26 protein-coding genes and 1 pseudogene are annotated in these 24865 nt (G+C 51.7%); 13 read left to right on the top strand and 14 right to left on the bottom strand.

Annotated features, from left to right (window positions below; translation table 11 throughout):
* The first annotated feature begins 74 nt into the window (after positions 1 to 74).
* A complete protein-coding gene (locus AC01YT_RS02455) occupies positions 75 to 1025 on the top strand; it encodes an aldo/keto reductase (RefSeq protein ID WP_476672631.1) in 951 nt (316 codons plus the stop codon).
* Here AC01YT_RS02455 and AC01YT_RS02450 read toward each other — a convergent pair.
* On the bottom strand, positions 1022 to 1822 hold the full coding sequence (locus AC01YT_RS02450; RefSeq protein WP_476672630.1) for a segregation and condensation protein A: 801 nt from the start codon (positions 1820 to 1822) through the stop codon (positions 1022 to 1024). The genes AC01YT_RS02455 and AC01YT_RS02450 overlap by 4 nt on opposite strands.
* Positions 1823 to 1908: 86 nt before the next feature.
* On the opposite strand from AC01YT_RS02450, the gene moaC reads away from it, so the two are divergent.
* From moaC to smc, 5 genes are all read left to right on the top strand, one after another.
* Positions 1909 to 2391: a cyclic pyranopterin monophosphate synthase MoaC gene (gene moaC, locus AC01YT_RS02445; RefSeq protein ID WP_476672629.1), complete on the top strand. Its 483-nt coding sequence runs from the start codon at positions 1909 to 1911 to the stop codon at positions 2389 to 2391.
* Positions 2384 to 3115 (top strand): molybdopterin converting factor subunit 1, encoded by a 732-nt coding sequence (gene moaD / locus AC01YT_RS02440; RefSeq protein WP_476672628.1) that lies wholly within the window; start codon positions 2384 to 2386, stop codon positions 3113 to 3115. Before moaC ends, moaD begins: the two co-directional genes overlap by 8 nt.
* A gap of 55 nt (positions 3116 to 3170) precedes the next feature.
* Positions 3171 to 4220, top strand: a complete 1050-nt coding sequence (locus tag AC01YT_RS02435) for a threonine synthase (RefSeq protein ID WP_476672627.1) — start codon at positions 3171 to 3173, stop codon at positions 4218 to 4220.
* Positions 4221 to 4306: 86 nt separating this feature from the next.
* Entirely contained in the window at positions 4307 to 5038 is a 732-nt protein-coding gene (gene rnc / locus AC01YT_RS02430) for a ribonuclease III (RefSeq protein ID WP_476672626.1), read from the top strand.
* An 18-nt stretch (positions 5039 to 5056) separates the two neighbouring features.
* Positions 5057 to 8659 (top strand): chromosome segregation protein SMC, encoded by a 3603-nt coding sequence (gene smc / locus AC01YT_RS02425; RefSeq protein WP_476672625.1) that lies wholly within the window; start codon positions 5057 to 5059, stop codon positions 8657 to 8659.
* Positions 8660 to 8739: 80 nt separating this feature from the next.
* On the opposite strand, the gene AC01YT_RS02420 is transcribed toward smc, so the two are convergent.
* The 4 genes from AC01YT_RS02420 to rpsF form a co-directional block, all read right to left on the bottom strand.
* A complete protein-coding gene (locus tag AC01YT_RS02420) occupies positions 8740 to 10062 on the bottom strand; it encodes a peptidylprolyl isomerase (RefSeq protein ID WP_476672624.1) in 1323 nt (440 codons plus the stop codon).
* Between the two features lie 81 nt (positions 10063 to 10143).
* A complete protein-coding gene (gene rpsR / locus AC01YT_RS02415; RefSeq protein ID WP_315623955.1) occupies positions 10144 to 10428 on the bottom strand; it encodes a 30S ribosomal protein S18 in 285 nt (94 codons plus the stop codon).
* Positions 10429 to 10439: 11 nt separating this feature from the next.
* Positions 10440 to 10868, bottom strand: coding sequence for a single-stranded DNA-binding protein (locus tag AC01YT_RS02410; RefSeq protein ID WP_476672623.1), 429 nt, complete (start codon positions 10866 to 10868; stop codon positions 10440 to 10442).
* Between the two features lie 33 nt (positions 10869 to 10901).
* Positions 10902 to 11186, bottom strand: a complete 285-nt coding sequence (rpsF, locus tag AC01YT_RS02405; RefSeq protein ID WP_476672622.1) for a 30S ribosomal protein S6 — start codon at positions 11184 to 11186, stop codon at positions 10902 to 10904.
* A gap of 200 nt (positions 11187 to 11386) precedes the next feature.
* Here rpsF and AC01YT_RS02400 point away from each other — a divergent pair, with 200 nt between their 5' ends.
* On the top strand, positions 11387 to 12067 hold the full coding sequence (locus tag AC01YT_RS02400; protein ID WP_476672621.1) for a TIGR00266 family protein: 681 nt from the start codon (positions 11387 to 11389) through the stop codon (positions 12065 to 12067).
* A gap of 21 nt (positions 12068 to 12088) precedes the next feature.
* Here the strand turns inward: AC01YT_RS02400 and AC01YT_RS02395 are convergent, their stop codons facing one another.
* Positions 12089 to 12661 (bottom strand): 3'-5' exonuclease, encoded by a 573-nt coding sequence (locus tag AC01YT_RS02395; protein ID WP_476672620.1) that lies wholly within the window; start codon positions 12659 to 12661, stop codon positions 12089 to 12091.
* Positions 12662 to 12666: 5 nt separating this feature from the next.
* Positions 12667 to 13503: a hypothetical protein gene (locus tag AC01YT_RS02390; RefSeq protein WP_476672619.1), complete on the bottom strand. Its 837-nt coding sequence runs from the start codon at positions 13501 to 13503 to the stop codon at positions 12667 to 12669.
* A gap of 69 nt (positions 13504 to 13572) precedes the next feature.
* Here AC01YT_RS02390 and AC01YT_RS02385 point away from each other — a divergent pair, with 69 nt between their 5' ends.
* From AC01YT_RS02385 to ppgK, 5 genes are read left to right on the top strand one after another with little or no spacing between them, the layout of a single operon-like run.
* Complete coding sequence (locus AC01YT_RS02385) at positions 13573 to 14154, top strand: pseudouridine synthase (RefSeq protein WP_476672618.1); 582 nt, start codon at positions 13573 to 13575, stop codon at positions 14152 to 14154.
* A 34-nt stretch (positions 14155 to 14188) separates the two neighbouring features.
* Positions 14189 to 15691: a baseplate J/gp47 family protein gene (locus AC01YT_RS02380; RefSeq protein WP_476672617.1), complete on the top strand. Its 1503-nt coding sequence runs from the start codon at positions 14189 to 14191 to the stop codon at positions 15689 to 15691.
* Positions 15692 to 15696: 5 nt separating this feature from the next.
* Positions 15697 to 16167 carry a Holliday junction resolvase RuvX gene (gene ruvX / locus AC01YT_RS02375; RefSeq protein ID WP_476672616.1) on the top strand — a complete coding sequence of 157 codons (471 nt, stop codon included), beginning with the start codon at positions 15697 to 15699 and terminating at the stop codon, positions 16165 to 16167.
* Positions 16164 to 17303, top strand: coding sequence for an endolytic transglycosylase MltG (mltG, locus tag AC01YT_RS02370; RefSeq protein ID WP_476672615.1), 1140 nt, complete (start codon positions 16164 to 16166; stop codon positions 17301 to 17303). Before ruvX ends, mltG begins: the two co-directional genes overlap by 4 nt.
* 35 nt (positions 17304 to 17338) lie before the next feature.
* Positions 17339 to 18082: a polyphosphate--glucose phosphotransferase gene (gene ppgK, locus AC01YT_RS02365; protein ID WP_476672614.1), complete on the top strand. Its 744-nt coding sequence runs from the start codon at positions 17339 to 17341 to the stop codon at positions 18080 to 18082.
* Here ppgK and AC01YT_RS02360 read toward each other — a convergent pair.
* Both AC01YT_RS02360 and AC01YT_RS02355 read right to left on the bottom strand, forming a co-directional pair.
* Positions 18079 to 19533, bottom strand: a complete 1455-nt coding sequence (locus AC01YT_RS02360; protein WP_476672665.1) for an aspartate ammonia-lyase — start codon at positions 19531 to 19533, stop codon at positions 18079 to 18081. The genes ppgK and AC01YT_RS02360 overlap by 4 nt on opposite strands.
* 297 nt (positions 19534 to 19830) lie before the next feature.
* Positions 19831 to 20040: pseudogene (locus AC01YT_RS02355) on the bottom strand (4Fe-4S dicluster domain-containing protein); the annotation flags it as partial.
* 218 nt (positions 20041 to 20258) lie between these two features.
* Between AC01YT_RS02355 and AC01YT_RS02350 the strand changes: the two are divergent.
* Positions 20259 to 21221 (top strand): COX15/CtaA family protein, encoded by a 963-nt coding sequence (locus AC01YT_RS02350; RefSeq protein ID WP_476672613.1) that lies wholly within the window; start codon positions 20259 to 20261, stop codon positions 21219 to 21221.
* On the opposite strand, the gene AC01YT_RS02345 is transcribed toward AC01YT_RS02350, so the two are convergent.
* From AC01YT_RS02345 to AC01YT_RS02325, 5 genes are all read right to left on the bottom strand, one after another.
* Positions 21123 to 21965 carry an SDR family oxidoreductase gene (locus tag AC01YT_RS02345; protein WP_476672612.1) on the bottom strand — a complete coding sequence of 281 codons (843 nt, stop codon included), beginning with the start codon at positions 21963 to 21965 and terminating at the stop codon, positions 21123 to 21125. The two genes, AC01YT_RS02350 and AC01YT_RS02345, sit on opposite strands and share 99 nt — an antisense overlap.
* Positions 21966 to 21974: 9 nt before the next feature.
* Positions 21975 to 22199, bottom strand: coding sequence for an FmdB family zinc ribbon protein (locus tag AC01YT_RS02340; protein ID WP_476672611.1), 225 nt, complete (start codon positions 22197 to 22199; stop codon positions 21975 to 21977).
* A 44-nt stretch (positions 22200 to 22243) separates the two neighbouring features.
* A complete protein-coding gene (locus AC01YT_RS02335) occupies positions 22244 to 22915 on the bottom strand; it encodes an RNA methyltransferase (protein WP_476672610.1) in 672 nt (223 codons plus the stop codon).
* A gap of 1 nt (position 22916) precedes the next feature.
* Complete coding sequence (locus tag AC01YT_RS02330) at positions 22917 to 23564, bottom strand: TIGR03936 family radical SAM-associated protein (RefSeq protein WP_476672609.1); 648 nt, start codon at positions 23562 to 23564, stop codon at positions 22917 to 22919.
* Between the two features lie 37 nt (positions 23565 to 23601).
* Positions 23602 to 24865, bottom strand: a 1264-nt coding sequence (locus AC01YT_RS02325) for a radical SAM protein (RefSeq protein ID WP_476672608.1), incomplete at its 5' end; no start/stop codon positions are given.

The following is a 24865-nucleotide window of genomic DNA, read 5'->3' as shown; positions in this document are numbered from 1 at the left end:
TTCGGCAAGGGTGCGAGGAAAGATTGCCTATATAATTCGTAATGAATTTACCATTCAACATGTAAGGAGGCACTATGACGGATGGTATCTATTCTCGGCATCCGGTTTTTGAAGGGGTTGAAATGGGTGTAGGCACGTGGGCATGGGGAGATCGTTTGGTGTGGGGATTTGGGCGTGGATATTCGCGGGAGGACTTGCAAGAAACCTTCCATTTTTGCGTTGAATCGGGTTTGACTTTTTTTGATACGGCAGAAGTTTATGGTCAGGGGTTGTCTGAGCGATTGCTGGGGGAATTTGTGGCTGGATTGGAACGTCCGGTACGTATTGCAACCAAATTTATGCCCTATCCGTGGCGCTTGAGTCGAAGGGATTTGCTGCGTGCGCTTCAGCATAGCCTGCAGCGCCTGCGGCGAGAGCAGGTTGATCTCTATCAGATCCATTGGCCATTACCACCGGTGCGAATTGAGGTTTGGATGGAAGCCATGATCGAAGCTGTTCAGCGCGGGTGGACGCTGGCGGTGGGCGTTTCTAATTACAATTACGATCAAATGATGCGTGCTTATGAAGTACTAACCCGCCATGGTATCCCTTTGGCCTCGAATCAGGTGGAATATCATTTACTGGATCGAAGCGTCGAGCAGAATAAGGTTATGCAAGCATGCCGAGATTTGGGGATCACATTGATTGCGTACAGTCCATTGGCAATGGGAGTGTTGACTGGCAAATACACGCCGGAAAACCCACCTCAAGGTTTTCGAGGACGGCGCTATAATCGCCAATACTTGAAGAGAACTCAACCCTTGTTGCAGGCGTTACGAGACATTGGGGTTGCCCATGGTGGGCGTACGCCGGCACAGGTAGCGCTAAATTGGGTCATTTGTAAGGGGGCGTTGCCAATCCCCGGGGTAAAAAATCGGGCTCAGGCTGAGCAGAATTTAGGGGCATTGGGGTGGCGACTTTCAGATGAAGAGGTGGCAAAATTAGACGAAATTAGCAAACGGGTAACGCGCGCTGGCTCAGTTTAATCCTCGAATTCCAAGGTCAGAGACTGCTCGTCAGGGAGTTCGCCCGTTGCCTCTACTTCGATCTCGGCAAAGAGCGTGGGTTGATGGGCGATAACCAGGCGCTGTTTGACGAGTTCCAGCATAGCCAGGAATGTGACCACAACCTCGGTGCGGGTGGTTCGTTGCCCTAGAAGATAACGGAACGTGATGCGGGGGATTTGGCGCAGTGTTTGCAGTAAATGGGAAATTTTCTGACGAATCGTGATCCGAGGAAGCGTGACCGCTTTCTCAAGCGCCTCGGGAGAGGTGCGCCGGATCAGGGCATTGCGTGCGGCAAGGATCAGTTCTTCAAGAGAAAGATCTTCCAGGTGGGGTTTAAGATTGAGATGACGAAGTAAAGGGGGAACACCCCGGGTATAGGTGCGTAGGTTTTGATTCTCGCGCTGGTGTAAATATTCAGCGGCTTCTTTGAATCGTTTGTAGCGCTTTAATTGTTCCACCAGGTCGTCTTCATTGGCGGGTTCTTCTTCGGGAACTTGGCTAACTTCCTGATTTGAGGGAGAACGCGGAAGAAGTGCTGCTGATTTGATTTGGAGTAACCGGGTTGCAATCACTAAGAAGGCTGAGACCTCTTCGGGATCATGATTCTCGAGGTGTTTGAGGTGTTCAAGGTATTGATCGGTGACTTGGGCTAGTGAGAGACGGGTGATATCAAGTTCGGCTCGCTCGATAAGATACAGCAAGAGATCAAGTGGTCCTTGGAATACATCGGTGATAACCGTGTAGGACGCAACAGGATGGATCACGGAAGCGGTCATAGCAGGTGGGATTATAGCATTTTATGAGGGGTAAGAATGATGCTCAGGCCTTTCTGTCTCTCCGTTAACAAGTATAATTAGAGCGTATGAATGATAAATCGCTAACGCACCTGGATGAACAGGGACGGGCGAGGATGGTGGATGTTTCGGCTAAGCCCGAAACGTTGCGCATTGCCATAGCCAAAGGAGAGGTGAGGCTAAAACCTGAAACTTTGGATTTAATCCGACAAGGATTGATGAAAAAAGGGGATGTGCTCACCGTGGCGCAAATTGCAGGGATCATGGCGGCTAAACGGACCGCGGATTTGATCCCGCTCTGCCATCCTCTTCCGCTTCATCAGGTGGAAGTTACCTTGACTCTGGAAGATGCGCTTCCCGGTGTTGTGATAACGGCATCAGCGCGCACAACGGCTAAGACCGGTGTAGAAATGGAAGCGTTGATGGCTGTTGCAGTCAGTGCTTTAACCGTTTACGATATGGTAAAGGCGGTCGAGAAAACCGCTCAAATTACTAATATCCGTTTGGTTGAAAAACACGGTGGGCAAAGTGGCGATGTCATCCATGAGTGATTCTCGGACAGAAGGAACATCTCTAATTCGCCTAAAGATACTTCTCTTTGCCCATTTACGTGAGATTGTTGGCACTAATCACCTGGTCCTGAATCTTCCTCGAGGATCGCGAGTACGGGACTTAAGGCAAATTCTCAAATCTCGCTTTCCAGAACTGGGGCAACGATTGGAAAACGCCATCGTAGCAGTAGACCAGGTTTTTGCCAGTGATGAGGATATCTTAGACGATGAAGCCGAAGTAGCCCTCTTTCCGCCGGTGAGCGGCGGCGCAGGGCCAACGATTGTAGCAGTATTGGATACCGCTTTGGATTTGGATGCATTGGTTGCTCAAATTGTCCAACCCAGCACCGGGGCTGTCTGCGTTTTCACGGGAATCGTGCGTGCAGAGACTCAACGTGGTGAGCCACATCAGACGGTTGCCCTGGAATATGAAGCCTATATTCCCATGGCTGAAGCCAAAATGCGCCAGATCGCGGATGAAATACGGCAGCGTTGGCCTGAAGTGCAAGGGATTGCGATGATACAGCGTATTGGGCGCCTTGAAGCTGGTAGCCCGACCGTGGCTATTGCATGTGCCGCCGCACACCGTGATTTGGGAGTATTTGAAGCTGCGCGTTACGGCATTGACCGCTTGAAAGAGATTGTCCCGGTGTGGAAGAAAGAGATTGGCCCACAGGGTGAAACCTGGGTGGAAGGGCATTACCATCCCAGGCGGGGGGAATAGTGAGATGGGGTGCGTTGTATGTACCCTTTGCGGTGTTCCGTATCCCGATGAGGGCGTGCCTTATCGTTGCCCGCAATGCGACGGTGTTTATGATTATGATTCACCGCCAATCTTTAATCCCCACGATTTGCGCCACGATCTCCCGGGCCTTTGGCAATATTGGTCAACCCTAGCTTTACCTTCCACGGCTGAGGTGCTTTGGCTAGGAGAAGGGAAAACTCCTTTGGTGCCCCTGCCTTATGCTGGGAACAAAGTATATCTTAAACTGGAGTCCCTGAACCCTAGTGGCTCGTACAAAGATCGCGGCAGCGCTGTTCTGGTCAGTTGGTTATTGGCGCGAGGCGTGAAGGAGGCCGTAGAGGATTCTTCCGGTAACGCAGGGGCTTCGTTTGCGGCTTATGCGGCACGGGCGGGTTTACGGGCGGTGGTTTATGTGCCGGAAAGCGCCTCTGGCCCGAAACGATTACAGATTGAACGCTATGGAGCAACCTTGGTGCGAGTCCCGGGCCCACGGTCGGCGGCGGCGCAGGCGGTACTAGAAGCCGTTCAGCAGGGAGCAGTTTATGCCAGTCATGCGTATTTACCGTTTGGCTTGCCCGGAATCGCTACCATTGCCTATGAGGTGTGGGAACAATTGGGACGACGGGTACCAGGAACGGTTATTACTCCGGTGGGACATGGTGGCCTCTTAATTGGGATCGTGCGGGGGTTTCAGTCGCTTAAGCAATGCGGCGTGATCTCTCAAACCCCATATTTTGTGGGTGTGCAAGCCGCGGCGTGCGCGCCAGTGGTGAGCGCGTTTCAAAATCGGGGAGGCGTGCACGAGTTGACAGTGGAAGAGCGTCCAACCCTGGCAGAAGGTGTTCGAGTGCGCCAACCGGTGCGTTTGGAGGCCCTATTACGAGAAATTTCCCCCGATTGTGGTACCTTTGTGGCGATTGAAGAGCCTGAAATTGAACAGGCGTTCATTACTTTGGCGCATCAGGGCGTGTATGTGGAACCAACGAGTGCGCTGGTTTGGGCTGCGCTAGAGCGGCTGCATGTGAGGTTACCGGAACCGATTGTTCTTGTGATAACCGGTTCAGGGTTGAAATATGGCCCTTGAAATTACCGGAACCGGAGGAACGCAAATTGCTTACCTCTGTAGGGTGAGGGGATTGCGCTTCTTGGGTTCCTGGCAGGAGGTTAAACGTGGGCAACGAAACACCTGTAGAGAAGGTCGAATCTCCTCAGGAACTTGCGAATCGCCTGGGACTAAAGTTTAAGGATTGGCTGCTTCTAAGCCGTGCACTTACTCATCGCTCTTATCTCAATGAGCATCCCGAGGCTATTGAGGATAATGAGCGCTTGGAGTTTTTAGGGGATGCGGTGTTGGATTTTCTGGTGGCGGTATGGTTATATCATCGCTATCCGGAAATGCCCGAGGGTGATCTAACTCGGATGCGGTCAGCGCTAGTGCATACCGAGCAACTGGCCGAGTTCGCACGGCGGATTGACCTGGGTCGAGCACTACGACTTGGGCGCGGCGAAGCCCAAGCCGGAGGGCGGGACCGCCCTTCATTGCTTTGTGACACATTTGAAGCCTTAATTGGAGCCCTCTATCTGGATCAAGGCCTTGAAGCCGTTGAAGAGTTTCTAACCCCGTTTTTGGAAGAAGCCGCTGAAGACGTGTTATTGCATTACCGCGTGGAAGATCCCAAGAGCCTGTTACAGGAATGGGCACAGTCCCAGGGGTTGGCTGCTCCGCGCTATATCACCCGCAACGTGTATGGCCCGGAACATGCCAAAGTGTTTGAGGTCGAGGTCTTGATCAATGGCAAAGTGTGTGGGTGGGGGAGCGGATCGAGCAAGCATGCGGCAACGAAATCGGCGGCCCGCGATGCTATCCGACGCCTGGGCATTGTCCCAGAGACTATGCTGTGAAAGGGTGAGGTGCCGCATATGGCAAGTCGGCTAAAGTCCCTGGAATTGCAGGGGTATAAAACGTTTGCCTCGCGCATTCTATTTGAATTTCCTGGGCGTATTACCGCTATTGTAGGACCAAATGGCTCGGGAAAATCAAACATCGCAGATGCAATTCGGTGGGTATTAGGCGAACAATCCTTCTCACTACTGCGGGCGCGCAAGACTGAAGACATGATCTTTTCCGGCTCGGAGCACCGACCGCGAGCCGGAATGGCATTGGCGACCATTGTATTTGATAATGAGGACCAGTGGCTACCCCTTGAATTTAATGAGGTGAGCATCACGCGGCGTGCCTACCGTGATGGTCAGAATGAATATCTGCTAAACGGTCAACGGGTGCGCCTCAAAGAGATCACAGAATTACTCTCACGAGCCGGCCTTTCCGAGCAAACTTATACCATCATTGGTCAGGGATTAATTGATGCAGCGCTCTCATTACGCCCAGAAGAGCGGCGGCGCTTCTTTGAAGAAGCCGCTGGAGTTGGGCTCTACCGCATCCGCCGTGAAGAGGCGTTAAATCGGTTGGATGCCACTCGGCGTAACCTTGAACGGGTGCAGGATATCCTAACCGAACTAGAGCCACGAGTGAAGAGCCTTGAGCGGCAAGCTCAGCGTGCCCAAGAATACGAACGCATTTCAGCCGACTTGAAACTTCTCTTACGAGAATGGTATGGCTATCATTGGTATCAGGGCCAACAACGGGTTGTTCATTCTCGAGCGGCAGTGAGAAAGTTGGAGCAACATCTGGCCGATCAACGCGCCCGGCTGGAGGGACTAGAGATTCGGCTTAAGGAAATACGCGATAGCCTGACCGATGTGGTTAGCCAAATTGAAGCGCTGAAAGAGCAAAAGCAGAATCTGGAGCGCGAGAAAGCGCGGGTAGAACGTCAAATGGCTGTTCTGGAAGAACGCCAGGTAGCTTTGGAAGCACAACAACAAAACGCGCGTGTGGAACGCGAACGCTTAGAAACAGAACGTACCGAAATTCAGGTCCAGATTGCCACATTGGAACGTGAACGTGACCAGGTGCAGGTCGAGATAGAGGGTGCTCAGCGCGAAATTGGCACCTTGACTCAGCAATTGGAAACCCGGTTGTCAGAAGAGCAGGCGTTGGTTGCCCGGAAGTCCGAACTCCAAGCCGCAATACAGAACCTCGAAAAACGTCATATGGCTTACGGGGTCGAGCGTGAATCGCATCAGCGGCGGCTAAGAGAATTGGACGAGCAAATGAGACGCGCCAGCCGCCAAAAAGAGGAACTAGTGCGCGTCCTTGAGGAGGCTAAAAATCAACTGACTCAAAAAAGACAAGCCATGGAAGCCCTAGAAGCGAGAGTTCAGCAACTTTCATCTGAGTTAGGAATACTTTCTCAGCAATTGGAAGCAAATCGTGAACGGTTGAGACAACTTCAAAAGGAACAAGATGCTGTTGAGGCTGCCATCCTTAAAGCGCAAGCTGAATTATCGGTGATTGAGCAAGCTGAGGCTACCCTTGAGGGTTTCAGCCAAGGCACACAGGCTGTTCTTCAGGCGATACACAATGGACAACTTACGGTGCGAGTGCAGCGCTTGAGTCAGGTTTTGAGCGTTTCTCCTGAATACGAGCGCGCCATTGCGGCGGCATTAGGCGACCGGATTGAAGGGTTGGTTTTAGAAAACCCGCTCTCCCTAGAAGATCTTTTGTCCTTTCTGGAAGGGGATGACCGCGGACGGGCTGTTTTTTTGATGAATCAACATGGCCACCACAAGCCCGAGTCTCTGGCTCTTCAGGATGAAGCCTGCTTAGGCCGGGCGGTTGATTTTGTGCAGGCCCCGGGGGAGATTCAAGTAATAGTCCAAGCACTATTGGGCAACATATGGGTCGTTCGTCATCGCAAAGATGCTCAGCGGTTGTTGACTCAATTGTCCCCAGGGGAGCGATTGGTGACATTGCAGGGAGAAATTTTTGGTGCTGATGGTGTGATTGTTGCGGGTTTGGATCGGCGGGTCAGTCTGGTGACTCGTCGCCGTCGCCAACAAGAACTTAAGGAAACGCTACGTCGTTTAGGGCAGAAGTTAGAGAAATTGCGCGGCGAAAAGCAGGCAATTGAAATTGAACTGGCGCGATTAGAAAATGAACGTATAGGGAAAGAACGCGAGTACAAGCGTCAGCGGGGAGATTTGGAACAACGGCGACGCGAACAGGATGGATTACTTGGGCGCCTCCGGCGCCAAGAAGAGGAATTGAACCGGATCGAAGAGTCGTTCCACCACAATGAGGCGCAGCGGAAGGTTATTGAGCAGCAAATAGAGACCCTAGTAGAGCACACTCAAGCCACCCAAACCAAATTAGAAACTCTGCGTGACCAATTGAAACACGTGAGCGAGGCGATGGATGCCTTGGCGGTTGGCACGATCAGGGAGCAAATTGCACATTGGCGCTCGGTAGAACGGATGGCGTCGCAGCGCTTAAGCTACCTGACGCAACGTTTAGGTGACTACCAACATAATTTACAACGCGCGGAGGCACGCCTAAAAGACTTAGATGAGAAAACCATACAATTCCAAAGTATGCTCTCTGGTTTGGACCAGGAGATGAGCGTTCTGCGCCAGCAGCATCAGGAGTTGGCACAAGCCGAAACGAAATTAAGCGAAGGCTTTTTGCCGTTAGAGGCTGAGCAACACCGCTTGAAGGTTGAGCAAGAACAAGTGATGGGAGAATGGCGTGCCCAACAACAGCAACTGGCGTTTCTGGAAAAGCAGTATCAGCAGGCACAGCTGGAGTATATGCGAGATGAAGAAGCCTTAGCTGTGCTCCAACGGCGCATTGAAGAGGATTTAGGACTGGTGTCATTCACTTATATCGAAACTGTTGCTGGGCAAGAGCCGTTACCGCTAAATGGTTTAGTAGCAGAACTACCAGCACGGCAGCAGTTACCGCCAGAGATTGAAGAAAGCATCTCCCGCTACCGCAGTCAGTTGAAACGAATTGGGAATATCTCACCGGATCTACTCAAAGAATATCAGGAACTAAAAGCGCGTTACGATTATTTGCACACGCAAATGGAAGATTTAAAACAAGCCGAAAGCGATTTGCGCGAGATTATTGCTGAGTTGGATGGACTGATCAAGGAAGCGTTTGCACGCACGTTTAAAGCGGTAGCAGCGGAGTTTCAACAAAATTTTGTGCGGTTGTTCGGTGGTGGAGAGGCGAGGCTGTACCTAGAGGATGAATCTCGCCCCGGTGAAGCGGGGATTGAGATCGAAGTACGTTTGCCGGGGAGACGAGAGCAAGGCTTGGCGCTGCTCTCGGGTGGCGAGCGTAGTTTGACTTCAGTTGCCTTGGTGTTTTCGCTGTTGAAAGTTGCACCGCCACCGTTCTGCATTTTAGACGAAGTTGACGCCATGCTTGATGAGGCCAATGTGGGTCGCTTTTGTGAGATGCTCAAAGAATTGAGTCAGACAACCCAATTTATTATCATTACCCACAATCGTAACACTGTACAAACTGCCGATGTGATCTATGGTGTCACCATGGGCAAGGATATGACCAGCCAGGTGATCTCATTGAAATTAGAGAACCTGGCCGAGATTTTGGTTTAGAGCCGTTGAATCGCGACACGAGATAGCACAAAAGAACCCCCGTAATCGTTCGGGGGTTCTTTTGTGGATATTATCCCTGATTAGTTGCCGGCAATGCCGGGCGGCAATGTGGGCTCGGCCGGTAATTTGCCTTGCCAAACGTTATCGTAACGCTCAACTTTAAGTTCGGGCTTCTTGCGGTCAAGCCATTCTTGATATTTTTGGTTCAGCAACTGCTGACGGCGGTCGGCAGAGATTGGGCGCACCTCATGTCCCAAAAGTTGGATGATGTGCCACCCAAATTCTGTTTTCACCGGTTGGCTGATTTGCCCGATCTCGGTGAGCGCAAAGGCGGCATCTTCGAAGGCTTTGGTCATCTCACCTTTTCCAAACCAGCCTAGGTCGCCGCCGCGATCTTTGTTGCTGGTATCTTGCGAGACCTCTGCCGCAAGTTTGACCCAATCCTCACCTGCCGCGAGGCGTTTGAGGACGTTTTGGGCTTCTTCTTCCGTCTTAACCAAGATATGGCGTGCCCATACTTGTTCTTCTTCGTAAGGGATTTCAGTATCCAGTTTCTTCATTAGCTTATCACGCAGTAGAAAGGCCTTAAAAAACGCTCGTAGATCGGCTTCCTCCAGACCAGTTTCCGCCTTTAACCTCTCCAAATACTGATTGTAATTGGTGCGAAAACCTTCTTCGGTCAGTGGTGTGGGTGTGGGAAGAGGTGTTTCGGTGGGGGTTGGTGTCACATTCGGGTCCTGGGTGGGGGTCGGTGTTGCCGTAGGCCAGGGCGTTGGGGTCGGCCCAGTGGTGGGAGTGCTAGTGGTGGTAGGAGTAGCCGTAGGAGGAACAAGCGTGCGCTGAATGGGATTTAAGGTTGCTGTGGCATAGGGTGTGCTGGTTGGGGCGGGTGTTGGTGTCCCCTCGGGATAGTAGCCGAAAGCCTCTTGAATCGCGCGTGTCACTTCCTCCTCACTTACGCTAATGCCCAACGTGGCGGCTTCATGCTCGAGGATGCGGGCCTCGATTAGGGCGTCTAAGGCTTTGGAGCCCAAAGAGTTGGAATCATTGAGTTGGGCAACGCTTTGTTGAATTTGGGCCTCAAAATAGGCTTGAGAGGCAGGGTCAAAGTTAAAAAGCTGCTTGTACTGTGCCAGGGTAGTGATGCTCTGAATCAGTTGATAGCGTTCAAACCGGACCCGTTTTTGCAATTCTGACAGCGTAATGGGGGTACCTGCTACCCGGGCTACTGGCCGTTGCTGTTGTAAGACAAATTGGTCTAGTAGGCCGTAAGCAATTACCAGGACCACTAGGGCAATAATCCCCACAGTACCCCAGAGGACTAGGCGCCGATTGCGTAGTTCACGCTCAACGCGGCTTTGTTGCTTGCGAGAGATTGCTTTTGTTTTGGGTTTCTTTGCCATGATAACGCCTCGAAAGTGGCATACACAAAATAAAGGGCATGAGCGGTTGGCTACATGCCCCTATCTTGCGTTAGTGATGGCTTAGAGTAAGCCTTCACTCAAATCTTTGGCTACAAAGGGGAGCAAAGCGAGGTGACGTGCCCGCTTTATCTCACGCGCCAGCAGGCGCTGGTGCTTGGCGCAGGTTCCGGTTTGCCGTCGTGGTCGGATCTTGCCCTCCTCAGTGAGAAAACGGCGAAGCAAATCTACCTGCTTATAATCAATGACAGTATTCTTGTCAGCGCAGAATTGGCAGATTTTTGGACGAGCAGCATAGCGACGTGGAGCCGCTACCTGTTCGTGTTCGGTTAATTCAACGTCAGTCATGCTTCAAACTCCTAGAAAGGGTATTCGTCTTCATCCAAATCTTCATCTGAGCGTTGAGAATCTTGTAGCGTCTCGGCGAAGTGATTATTGTTAGAGAGAGGCTCGCGGCGTTCGCCCAGGATCATCATCTCATTGGCCACAATTTCCACCGAAGTATGCTTGTTCCCTTCGCTGTCTTCCCAGCGGCGTGTTTGCAAACGTCCCTCAACATAAACTTGTTGACCTTTGCTAAGGTACTGCTTACAAATTTCGGCTAGATTTCCCCACGTCACCACGTTGAACCACTCGGTTTCGGTATGACGTTCGCCATTGGACGTATTCCAGGTGCGCGTTGTGGCGATGGTAAACGTGGTAACCGGTCGTCCAGAGGGGGTATAGCGCATCTCCGGATCGCGCCCCAGATGGCCAATTAACATGACTTTGTTTAAGCCCCGACTCATTTTCACACTCCGCTGAGGTTGCCCTAACAGAAATTATCCTCGATTGACAATTAAAAACCGCATGATGGGCTCTAGATAGCGCAAGTTGCGCTCGAGTTCGGCGCTGAAGGCAGGGGGCATTTGCATTTCGAAGAGAACATAATGACCTTCATGGCGCTTGCGGATGGGATAAGCCAAATGGCGTTTGCCCCACAAATCCACTTTGCTTACGGTACCCCCTGCTTCATTTATCCATCCCTTGACCTTCTCGATCACTCCTTGTAAAGCTGCGTCATCCAACTCGGGTTGGACCACAAAAACTAATTCGTAAGTGCGCATAAAAAGATGTTCCTCCTTCTTTCCTTGGGTTTGCCCTCCACCTTGAGGTGAAGGGTGGAAAGCAGTTTTGAGGTCTGCTTTGGCGAGCCCAAGTTTACTACGAAACCTGGGATTCGCAAAGGGTTTTAACGCCATAGGAAGCGGCGTGTGCTAGAATAGTCGAAGTTTTTACGTTCAATATTGATACCAGGAGGAGACTAATGGAAATTGAGATCTTATATCGTCCTTCATATTCTTTGGCGCGGGTTAAATTGGCGGCTAATGAAGCCTTGTTGGCTGAAACCGGCGCCATGGTGGGTATGTCGGCTGGGGTTCAACTGGAGACCAAAATGAAAGGGGGATTTCTGAAGTCCTTGAGCCGTTCTGTATTAGGGGGTGAATCGTTTTTTGTTAATACCTTCAGGGCCCCGTCTCAGGGAGGTGAGATTTTATTAGCGCCGACGTTGCCCGGGGACGTTTTTCTTTTGGAGTTGGAGAACGAGACCTATCTGGTTCAATCGGGGTCATTTATGGCATCCAGCGAAGGCATACAGACCGATACCAAGTGGTCGGGGGCGCGTACGTTCTTCGGTGGCGAAGGATTGATCATGTTACGATGCAGTGGCAACGGAAAGCTTCTGCTTTCAAGTTATGGCGCGATTCACGAACTTGATCTTAAGGCAGGAGAGACCTATACCGTAGACACGGGACACTTAGTGGCTTTCAAGGAACAAATTGGCTTTCGGGTTCGCACGGTAGGAGGACTTAAGTCTACTCTTTTCGGGGGAGAGGGCCTGGTGGTTGATCTGACCGGACCGGGCAAGGTCTTATTGCAAACGCGCAGTGAGGGTGCATTTTTGGATTGGCTGATCCCCAAGATCCCCAAACGTTCGTCGGATTAAGGTCTCAATGACCATTTGCGTTCAATAGGGCAAACCGGCAATGGCATGCAGCACTGCTCGCGCCAGTTGGGCATCGTCGAGGGCACGGTGGCTGTTGGGAAGCGGGATGCCAAGAAAGCGTCCCGCTTCCTCAAGTTTGAAGTAACGATAAGCGCGACGATTAGGGTCCCATTCGCCGCGGAAATCCGCAAAGATTTGCATAATATCCAGAGTAGTGATGGGTTCTTGCCACTTAAAACCGTAACGGGTGAGGGACTGTTCCATCATGCGCCGGTCGAAATCGGCGTTATAGGCTGCAATCAGACGCCCCTTAAGAAGGGGACGGATAGAGTTCCATACGATTGGCCAGGGTGGTGCTGTTTTCACTTCGTCGTCGTGAATACCATGCACGGCAATGACTTCGGGTGGGATAGGGCGCGAAGGGCGAACAAGAGACTGAAATAAGGGGCGCCCATCATGTTCGATGATGGCGACCTCGATAATCTCGGCGTTTTTGTCCAAGCCGGTAGTTTCGGTGTCCAAATATAACGGCCGTTTTTCGATTTGTTGGCGTGCAAATTCCCGGATTTGATTGCGAAAGTACCCAATATCCATATTATTCAAGGGAGATTCCAATAAGAGATTTCTTCGAGATAGATCGTGAAACCAGGGGTATCGTGAGCAGCAATGACTGCGCCGGTGTATCCCTCGGAGGTGAATTGATCATCATTGATTTCGTCCAGCAGGACACCATTTGCATAAAGGCGATATGTGCTACCTTCCAACCAAACACCCAAACGATTGGTTTGATCTGGTCCGGTTTTGATCACTTGTTGGTCGTCACGACGTTCAAGGAGATCAACGTATTTTTCACCATCCCAATAACCAAACCCGTAGTGTCCATCACACGTGATTGTGAACCAGTAACCGCGGATAAAGTCAGGCGAACGCACAATCAGACCATATGTATCTTGTCCCGCACAGTTACCGGTTCGGAAAAGCCCTTCTATGTAACCATCTTGTAGCTTTCGTCCGCCAGTGCGCCAACCATGGTACCCTGTCGCATATTTGCTGGTCAGGATCATGGCTCCGTTCTGGATACGGATCAGGGTATTATCATCCTCGTAAACTTTACCCTCTAAACCGAAGGAACGTCCATTGTCAAGAGTTTCGGTATAGATGGGATCTCCCAATTGTAAACGTGGATCTCCCGAAGACTCAGCACGGGGTGTTGGAGAGGGTTCCGTTGTGGGGGTTGCAGTAAGAAGAGGTAAAATCTGTGTAGGCTGGGGTGTGATACTAGGAATAGGGGTGGGTTGTAAGGCGTATTGGGTTAGCGTTTGAGCCACATTGGTTCCGATGAGATCAGGAGTTGCCCTTAATGTGCTGACCGGCAAATTGCAGGCCAAAGCCGTTAGCAGTATCAGACCAAAAAATAATCGCATTACTCTGGGCACAAGGATCTCCTCGGTTTGGGTTCATACGAATTATAGTCTAAAATTGTGACCAGTTGCGCGAGAAAAGCCATGATGACCCCAACAAACATCGTTGTCGCTTTTTATAAACCTTATGGGGTGTTGAGTGCTTTTACCGACCCTGAGGGCCGCCCAACCCTTAAGAACTACATTTCACTGCCTGACATCTATCCGGTGGGACGATTGGACTTTGATAGTGAGGGTTTACTGCTGCTCACCAATGACGGAGGTCTGATTCATCGTCTCACGCATCCCCAGCATCATGTGCCGAAGACCTATCTGGTTCAAGTGGAAGGTGTAATTAGCCCTGAGGCCGTTGCAGCCTTGCAGCGAGGGGTGGTAATCAAAGGACGCAGAACGCGACGTTGTCAGGTTGTTGTTATTCCGGAGCCATCGCTGCCACCGCGTGAGAAGCCTGTCACCCCTCATGGTCCAACCAGTTGGCTACGGATCGTCCTATTTGAAGGGATGAAGCGGCAAATTCGCCATATGACGGCAGCGGTAGGGTATCCGACATTGCGTATTGTGCGCATAGCCATTGGGCCGATTAATCTGGAAGGGCTTCTACCGGGACAGTGGCGTTTTCTTTCCCCGCTGGAAATTGAGCGGTTGCAGGAGGCTTCTCGCTGGTAGTTGCGTCGGCTGGGATTGTATATAATAACCCCATATGAAGACCCAAGTGATTCGGGTTGAGCCCTTCGATGATGTGTTATCGGTGGGGGACAAGATGGCCTGGACCCAGGCCCAGCGAATAATTTTGATTTTTCCCTCTCGACGAGCACCACGCTTTAGTCAGCTGGACTGGGTGCGTTTGGAACGACGTGCGCGAGCTTTGGGGGCTCAACTTGCTGTGGTATCTCGTCGTTCAGATATAGCCCACCTGTGTTTGGAAGCGGGAATACCTGTGTTTCGTAGTGTCGAGGCGGCCCATAAAGAACGCTGGCGCCGTTTGAACACTGTACTTCGGCCATCTCGTTTGGCTTCTCAGCTTCAAACATTGAAACACCAACGGCAAGATCTTCGGACCGCGCTCGTTTCAAGGGTTCCCCAACCAATGCCTTGGGGGCTGAGGTTGGTTGTCTTTTTGTTCGGTTTTGTGGCCGTGTTGGTCTTAATGGGCCTGCTCGTACCCAGCGCTACGCTTGAGATTGAACTGCCAAAGCGTTTACAGATAGCCGAAATACCGGTTCGTCTTTCTCCCCAGGTGCAGATTGTACAGGTGCAGGGCGTACTCCCCTGTCGCGAAGTGAACACCGAGATTGAATCCCAGCATGACGAGATCGCCAGTGATTCGGCCAGCTGGCCCGATACCTATGCACGCGCCGAGGTGGTGCTTGAGAACCTGACCGGAGTCTCTCAAATCATTCCTAAGGGCACGATATTCGTAGCTCCTGAGCCCGAACCGGTACGTTTTGAGGCTCTGGAGAGTGCTGTACTCCCAGCGGGTGTGGGACAGACAACTACGCTTGCGGTAACGGCTGTGACTTCGGGGAGCAAAGGAAACGTGCCGGCTGGGGCGATACGTGAGGTTGAAGGCGCATTGGGAACGACCGTGCGGGTATATAACGCTGAACCTGCACAAGGTGGCTCGGATCGGATAGTAACTGTAGTTAGTCAGAAGGATGTAGAACGTGCCCGGCAACGATTATTGGATATTCAATATCGAGAAGCCACCAGTGAATTACAGGCACGTATCAGCCCAGAGGAGGAGTTGATTTCGTCCACAATACAATTACAAAAAGTCCTGGAGGAGAAAACGTTTCCGGCTATAGGTGAACCTGCGTCAATCTTTAAAACGGTGGTCAGGGGTCGGTATTCTGGGTGTGCAGTTAAGAAAAGCGATGTACAAGTGTTTGTGCGCACCATTCTCGATGCTCGCACGCCTCCAGGCTATCAGGCTTTAAACAAAGATGTGCAGGTTGAGTGGTTGGGGCAGGGATCAATCGAAAGCCGTGAATTTTCCTTAATCCTTAAAGCCAATCGGTGGTTGATCCCCGCTACGCAAGTTGATATTATGACCCACACTCTGGTTGGTCAGCCGATTATGCGGGCTGAGACCGTTTTAGGTGCATTATGGAAGGGTGTAAAGGTTGAAACAATTCGGTTATTTCCCTCGTGGTGGGGGCGGTTTCCATTTCTTCCGTGGCGCATCCATATTTCTCTGAAATAAAATATATGCGAGTTTTATGTGTTGATCCAGGCGAAAAACGCATCGGTTTGGCAGTGAGTGATCCCAGCGGCACCATTGCCCGACCGCTCACCATCCTAGAACATCGTTCTCGGGAGGTGGATGCTCGAGAGATTGTGAATCTAGCGGAATCGTTGGGGGTTGGACTGATTGTTGTCGGTGTGCCTTATACATGGAATGGTACAATTGGGCCAGCTGCTCGTCGTGCTTTGCGCTTGGCCGACGCAATCCGAGCGGTTGGTTCCATTGCGGTGATGACCTGGGATGAAAGTGGCAGTTCTCAGCGTGCCCAAGCCCTGTTGCAAGAAATGCATGCTTCGCGCAAAAAGCGGCGTGAGCCCCTAGATCACCGCGCGGCGGCAATTATTTTGCAGGATTTTTTAGATATTCAAGCCGATTTGAAAACAAAACCGCCGCATAAACCTGAGACGGAAGATGATGAGAGCCAAAAAGCATGACGTCACGTAAAAAACGGACTGCTCGAGTAGGACTTTTTATCTTTCTCTTACTGAGTTGTTTGGGGGGACTCCTCGCGTTTGTGGTATTGGTGGATATACCCAACCGCGTGGCGGAACGGTTTGGGCCGCCGGCGGAAGAGTTATCGTTGCCTGAGCGTTTGTACTATGCCTGGGCATTGTTCCTGAATGAAAGCAAACTCCATGCCCCCTCGGGTGTTGAGGATGACAAGGTCATTTTCACTATTGGAAATGACGAGCCAACTTCGGTGATCATTCAACGTCTTAAGCAATCCCGATTGATTCAAGACGAAGAGGCGTTTAGGATCCTATTGGTCTATTCCGGGTTGGATAGAGGGATCCAGGCCGGGCAGTATGAACTTTCGCCGACAATGGATGGTATCCAGGTAGCCCACGCACTTCAAAAAGGGGGACGGGTCGAGATAACCGTCACCATTCTACCGGGCTGGCGCGCTGAAGAGATCGCCCAGGCATTACGACTTTCGGGTTTGTTGGAGAGTGAATCCCAGTTCCTGAAGATCGTGCGTCAGCCACCCGCGTGGGAGGTGCTTAAGACCTTGGATTATCCGGGAAGTTTGGAGGGCTTTCTTATGCCGGGCACCTATATATTTCGGCGTGGTATGGCGGTTGAGCAAATTATCGCTCAGATGGTGGAGCGGTTTGCTCAGACGCTCACGCCCGAGATTCGCGAAGGCTTTGCCCGACAGGGGCTGAGCCTTTACCAAGGGGTTATTTTGGCCTCCATTGTGGAAAGGGAGGGGATTGTCAAAGAAGAATATCCTCTGATCGCGTCGGTTTTTCTCAATCGTTTACACGCTGGCATGAAGTTGGACAGTGATCCCACAGTGCAGTATGCTCTCGGTTACGATGCGCAGTTTAACACCTGGTGGAAAAACCCACTTAAATCTGAAGACTTCAAGATAAATTCCCCCTATAATACCTATATCAATACCAGATTACCTCCAACACCGATTTGTAATCCCGGTTTGGAGGCGTTACAGGCGGTAGCCAATCCGGCACAAACCTCTTATTATTATTTCAGAGCGCAGTGTGATCAATCCGGACGACACGTTTTTTCTGAGACGTACGAGCAACACTTGTCTGAGGCTTGTCCTTGATAAGCTTGTTTTATTAAAAATTGGGAGGTATAAGGATGAAAACGGCAATGGGGATTGATATTGGAGGAAGTGGGATCAAAGGTGCCATTGTGGATATCGAGAGCGGCAAATTGATCAGCGAACGAGTGCGTTTGCCCACCCCGGAGAACTCAAAACCTGATGCTGTAGCGAAAGTGGTCAATGACTTGGTACGCGCATTGGGATGGGATGGAGTGATTGGCTGTGGGTTTCCGGCAGTTGTTCATCATGGAGTCGCATTGACGGCAGCGAATGTGCACAAGGATTGGATTGGTACCGACGTTAATCGGTTGATAAGTGAGGCTACCGGCTGTCCCACATTTACCCTTAATGATGCTGACGCCGCTGGGATTGCCGAAATGCGCTTTGGTGTGGGACGTGAGAATGCACGCGGTGTTGTCATTATGCTGACGTTAGGCACAGGGATTGGCTCGGCAATCTTTACGGATGGGCATCTGGTGCCTAATACCGAGTTTGGTCATCTTAAGATTCGAGGCAAGGATGCGGAATGGCGGGCCTCCGATGCGGCGCGCAAACGTAAGAAGCTAACCTGGAAAAAGTATGCTAAACGCTTGCAAGAATATCTGAACGAGATGGAAAACCTATTCTGGCCTGACTTGTTTATCGTTGGGGGCGGGCTGAGCAAACAAGCAGAAAAGTTTCTGCCGCTACTCTCTCTGCGAACACGTATTGTGCCCGCCCAACTCCAGAATCTCGCCGGAATTATTGGCGCCGCGATTTATGCAGGCGAGGCGGCTTAACCTCCGCCACCTCCGCCCCCAAACAACCCTCCCTCGGTCAGTCGTCTCAAATCACGAAATACAGCGCGGATATCCTCTTCGGTCAGCGGCTGTCCGGTGTCTTTATGGCGGAGTTCTCCCAGACGTGCTTTTTCCAGGGCTATCTCTTGAATGGTCGCATTGCGGCTTAAGGCCTCTTTAACCAATGCCGCACCAGCCATGTAACCGATTAATGGGTTCAACGCGGTAACCAAAATTGGGTTGCGTGCCAGCCATCCTTCGGCTTTTTCTCGGTTGGCTTGAATGCCAATCACGCATTTGCGGGTAAATGCGCGAACGGCGCCAATCATAACGTGCATCATTTCAAAGAGATCATGTGCAATGATGGGCATCATGACGTTGAGTTCAAGTTGTCCGGCCTGAGAAGCAAGGGCTACCGCGGTGTCTAGGCCAATGATGTGATACATGGCCATATTAAGCATCTCGGCTAATACCGGGTTAACTTTACCCGGCATAATTGAGGATCCGGGTTGCACTGGGGGTAGGCGGATTTCGTCCAGGCCAGTTGTGGGGCCTGAGGAGAGGAGGCGAATGTCGTTGGCGATGCGAGTAAGGGTTAAGGCTAGAGTACGCAAAGCCGAAGAAAAGTCGGCCATGTCAGCCATGGACTGCATAGATTCGAAAAGGTTATCCGACGTGTAGAGCCTCAGACCGCTAATTTCTGACAAGCAAGCGACCATACGCGGGTGGTATTCGGGATGGGCATTGAGCCCGGTGCCGGTGGCAGTCCCCCCAATGCCAAGGCGACGTAATCCTTCCGCTGCGCGTTCGATCCGTTCACGGTCACGTTCGACGGCGCGAGCATAAGCACCAAATTCTTGCCCCAGGCGCACTGGAACGGCATCTTGCAAATGGGTCCGCCCCGATTTGACGATATCGTCAAAGGCAACGGCCTTTTCACGTAACGCCTGAGTGAGTTCGTCAATGGTTTGGAGCAATTCGTCCAAGCGCCATAAGCAACCCAAGCGTATAGCGGTGGGAATGGTGTCATTGGTAGATTGCGACATATTAACGTGATCGTTAGGGTGCACACGGTATTCTCCCAGTTTTCCCCCCAGGATCAGGGTTGCACGGTTGGCTATGACCTCATTGGTATTCATGTTGTGGCTGGTACCGGCGCCGGCCTGAAAGGGATCAACCACAAACTGTTCATCCCAATGGCCTTCCATCACCTCAGTAGCGGCTTGAACAATGGCTTGGGCTCGTGTCGGATCAAGCAATCCCAAGGTGCTGTTAACGTCTGCTGCGGCGCGCTTGATTAACCCCATGGACCAGATGAAGGCCCGATAAGGTCTGCGCCCGGAGATGGGAAAATTCTCTACAGCGCGTTGAGTCTGGGCACCGTAGAGGGCTTGGGCAGGCACACGCACCTCGCCTAAAGAGTCGCGTTCAACCCGGTATTCTTCGCTCATAGCAGACAAAGGAAACCTCCTTGGTGTGGATTGGGTAGAGAATAAAAGAGGAAGCCGCTAGACGACTTCCTCTTTTGGCAGGATATGTTGGTGTTATTTCTCAAGTGCGCTGTAACCCGGTCCCTCTTTGAAGTAAGCGTAATTCTTAGCGATGTCCGGAGTCAGGTCAACCGTTTCGCCGGGTTTCAGAGTGCGGGTGGCTTCTAAGTGTACTGGCTCGCCGAAATGATTTACGCCGTCATAGACCTCGGTGAAACCGGGGGTGCCCACCGGCATCGAGAGCCGCTCACCACCCTTGGCAACGTAGGCGGAAGGCACCTCATCTTCCGGGAAGATAGCGGCATACGGGCATTCCGGGACACACGCACCGCAATCAATGCAAGTATCAGGATCAATATAGTACCATGGCCACTGCTCGACCGGTTTCCCGGGAACAATGCAGTCAACTGGACACACCGTGGTGCAGCCAGCGTCACGCAGGCATAGGCTGGTGATTATATGGGTCATGCGCTCCTCCTTTCTTGGGAATAGAAGTGGATCCTACTGAGTGAAATCGGACAATCCACAGCCTCTCTTGTCCGTTTTGTGAATTGTCCAACCCCAAAACGATTTTAGCCATCGCCAAAGATGGTGTCAAGCAGGAAAAAGTGGTGATTTTATGGGGTGAGTAGATCAAGTTTGTGATATATTATCTAGCGCATTAATACTTGATAGGCAGATTGAGGATGAAGACTTTTCAACGCTTTACCTGGGTAGTTTTAGGGTACAACGTTTTGGTTATTCTTTGGGGTGCATATGTGCGAGCAACTGGTTCAGGGGCAGGGTGTGGATCACATTGGCCGTTATGCAATGGTGAAGTTCTACCGCGCGCGCCTCAGATTGAAACCCTCATTGAATTTACCCATCGCGTTACCAGTGGATTGACATTATTGCTGGTGCTTGGGCTAGTAGCCCTGGCCATAAAAACTTATTCTCGCTCTCATCCAGCGCGGTGGATGAGTTATGCCGCCCTGTTTTTTATGCTCACTGAAGCACTCATTGGTGCAGGGTTGGTGTTGTTTGAATTAGTCGCTCAAAACACCTCCCTTGAACGTGCCTGGGCAATGTCTTTGCACTTGCTCAATACGCTGCTTTTGTTGGCCGCTCTAACCTTGACGGCCTGGTTTTCGCGTTGGCTAGAAGGGCAGGGATGGGATTGGAATCCATCTAATCTAGGGTTATTCCTTGGCGCTTGGTTGGGCATGGGACTTCTGGGAGTCAGCGGGGCGATCACCGCCCTAGGGGATACGCTTTTCCCGGTATCCAGCCTGCGTGAGGGATTGGCGCAGGACGTTTCACCGGTGGCACATGTATTCGTGCGGTTACGGGTATTCCACCCATTCATTGCTCTCGTCGTTGGGCTCTATATTATTGGAGTCGTTTTGCGGGTAAAAGGGAAAGAAAAAAGTTCTGGACCTTGGGGGATAACTCTCATTGCCCTCATCTTTCTCCAGTGGGCAATTGGGGTGATTAACGTCGTGTTGTTAGCCCCGGTTGCCATCCAACTTTTGCATTTATTGATTACAGATTTGATTTGGATTGCCTTAGTCTTAACTTCGGTCCAGGTTCTGATCCGCCCGCGTCTTTTGGAGGGCGTTTCGTACCATAGCGTCCAAAATGGGGTTAACCCCCGCCCCCAACAGTCTTGATAACAGGTAGATCACCTTGGTTTCGAAGCCGGGCAGGATTACATAGGCGCCACGGCGGATGCCGCGAAGAATCTCTTGGGCTACCACATCCGGTGAAAGGACTCCAGCGCTGCCAGCAAGCGCCCGGGTAACCTCCGGTTTGAATTGATTCTCATAGGCGAGTTGCGGGGTATCGGTATCTGGAGGAAACACCAGCGAGACATCAATCCCCCGGGGTTTAAGTTCCATGCGCAAGGCATCGCTGAAACCACGCACGGCAAACTTCGAGGCGCCGTAGGCGGTGTATCCATAGATGTTCAGAAACCCAGCCACTGAAGAGATGTTAACAACGTGCCCACTTCCCCGCTCCAACATGGCCGGCACCAGGGCTTTGGTCACATAGACTGTGCCCAAGTAGTTTACTACAATCATCTGATCAAACACGTCCAGCGGCAGATCTTCAAATCGCCCCGGGCGCGCAACGCCGGCAGAATTCACTAACAGATCCGGCGGACCAAGTTGTTCAAGTAGGGTTTGCAATACAGTGGTTACTTGAGGCGCATTGGCGACATCGGCACGCCAGAGACTAACTTCGCCCTGGGGAAAGGAGGCGAGAAGTCTTGCCCGGGCTTGGTCTAGTTTTTGCGCATCTCGGGCGAGCAGGGCAACACGAGCGCCTTCAGCCAACAGGCGGTGAGCTAGCGCCAGCCCAATACCGCTGGAACCCCCAGTAATCAAAGCCAGACGACCGTTAAAGGTTTGCATGGTTGCAGTTTAGTGATGACCACATGAGGCGCATGAACCGCCCGCACACGAGGCACAGCCTGTGGTTGACGTGATGGATCGGCCTTCGCTGGCGGCAAAGAACACCGAAACGGTGCGATAGGTATTGGGGCTTAAGCAGGATTTGCAATGGATGGGCTGATCGGCCTCTTTCATCGGGCGCATGCTTTCAAAGCGCGCTCCACAATCTTTACAGATATACTCGTAGATTGGCATAGGGATTTTTCCTTTTTCAGCGAAATAGTCTCGGCGTAAGGATTTTATTCGTGGGTTAGAGCTTCGTCAATGTCTATATTGACCGCGGTTTGTGCCAGATAGCGCAACAAATAAGCGACAATACCAAAGGCAACGGCAACATTTAAAGAGCGCTTGTAGCCTTGCATAGGAATCCAAAGCAGCACATCGCATAATGCCTGAAGTTCAGGGTCTATTCCAGCCACTTCGTTGCCGACCACGATCGTCCAGGGCGAGGTGCTGGGCAGATTCCCAATCTTAAAAAGGGAGTGCGCGTTTGAGGCGGTTTCTACACCGATCAAATAATGCCCTTCGCGCTTGAGGTGCTGAGCGAGTAGAATACTATTGGGATTGTAGGACCAGGGGAGATTTTCTTCTGCTCCCAGGGCTGTTTTTCTCACCCCAGGATGGGTGGGGAGTGGGGTGATGCCACACAGGTAAAGATGTCGAATCCCACAGGCATCGGCAGTGCGGAAAATCGAGCCCACGTTGTAGGCACTGCGGAGATTATCCAGTATGGCAGAGTGGAGAGGTGTTTTGATATCCAGCATCGGTAAAGCAGGAGCCGATTCTTGGGAGGGAAAAATTGCTCGGGTCTCAGCCCCACAACGTGGGCAGGATATCATCTGTCCTGTTTCCCATTCTGCGGGGAAGCGGAAAGTGCATGAAGATGACTGGCATTCAAAATAACGCCACATTTTAGGTGTTTACTCCATGTAGTCGAGTGCGGATAATGCGCACGGCAAACGGATCGTAGCCCAATGCCGCGACCACTTCCTCCGGACGTCCGGTAGCACCCTCGCGGGTGGCAAGGCGCATATAAAGCCCAAGACGGTTAGCAGTGGTATCGGTCCGTATCTCCATAAATTCTATGAGTGGACGGAGATCATAGGCTTTTCCGCGACGTTCGCGCTGGATTGAGGGTGCATTAAGCAGTTGGGCTACACGATGATCAAGTTCATCAGGGTCGAGCGGGTCGAGAAACCAGACTTCATAGTCAGCACTGACAATTTGGGAAACCAGTGCAGGCGCCTCCAGTGCAATTTCGGTCACAGAGAGTATCTCAATTCCGGGCTGGGGCGTGGCTCGTAGATGCGCTTGAACTTCTTCAGCTGAGAGATCGGATTCTGCTTCTAACCACACATCAATGATCTCGTTAGCCCCGAGATAACCCAAGGGGAGGGGCTGAGCCTGTTGCAGGCGAGGTTGAGGGGTAAATCCATGGCTGTAGGCTAACGGGAGATCCGCGCGCCGCAGATAGCGTTCCCAGACTTTCTGTAGGTCCAGGCTACTGACGTAGCGCAAGGGTTGTGTTTTGGCATAATGAATACGGAAACGTTGTATCACAGGTTGGGAGCAACCTCTCATCACAGAAGGAATTTTTTTAAGCCCGTGCATGCACGGGAACTTCGGGGCATTTCCAGTGCTGTCCTGGATATTTACGACGCAGTTCTTTATAGGTAGGTAGAATACCGCAAGCATAGCACTGCCGCCGACAATCGAGACGCAGGATACCTTGCAGGCTATTTAAGTACTCCTGCTGAAGGTAGGCCTTGCGTACACCGGGGCTGATATGATCCCATGGGAAAACTTCATCCAGGGAGGGTTGACGATGGGTATAAAAGGCAGGATCTAAATTGGCCATTTGAAAGGCCGTCATCCATTTTTCGTAATCAAAGTGATCATGCCAGGCATCGAATTTTGCCCCCAAACTCCAGGCATTGTAAATAACTTCGGCCAAGCGGCGGTCTCCACGGGAGAGCCAGGCTTCTAAGAGTGTTTCACGAGGGTCAGTCCAGTTGATTTTTATTCCGGTTCCCTTCAAGGCGTCGAGAAGGGTATGCTGCTTGGTCTTAATTTGCTCGGGGGTGTCGCAAGGCAGCCACTGGAAGGGGGTGTGGGGTTTGGGGACGAACGTGCTAACCCCGAGATGAAGCGAAGCGCGATGTCCGATAATGCGACGCCCCTCGGCTAAAACTTGCCGACTTACTTCGGCAATGGCTTTTACATCCTCCAGAGTTTCGGTCGGGTGTCCGATCATGAAATAAAGTTTGATCTTCGACCATCCGTGCTGAAAAATAGCGCGAGCCGTTTCGAGCAGTTGATCGGTTTCGATGGGCTTATTAATTACTGCCCGCATGCGATCCGTAGCGGCCTCTGGTGCCAGAGTGAAACTACTACTTTGACGCTTGCCCTTTAGGCGCTCCATAAGTTCGACCGAGACCGTTTCAATGCGCAACGAGGGCAGGGAGACGACCAGGTGCTGACGAGTAGCTTCCTGACTAACGCGTTCAACCAAGTGGGTGATCTGACTATAGTCTGAGGAGGATAGCGAAAGCAAGGCTACTTCCTCATAACCAGTGTTCTTAAGTGCTTTTTGGATCGTGGTGAGGATTTCATCCACACTGCGCTCGCGCACCGGGCGGGTAACCATACCGGCATGGCAAAACCGACATCCTCGCGTACAGCCGCGCATAATTTCAATGGCGATACGATTGTGAACGACATCTATTGAAGGAACGATGGGCCGTGTGGGTGGTGGAGGCAAGCGGCCCAGGATGCGCTTGTGAATTACGGGGGGCGCGGCTTCGGTTAGGCGTTCCATCAGGCGTAGGGTGCCATCAGCGTGGTAGTGAGGGCGGTAAAAT

It is taken from the genome of Thermanaerothrix sp., assembly GCF_056331585.1.
This window is presented reverse-complemented; position numbering and strand designations above follow the sequence as displayed.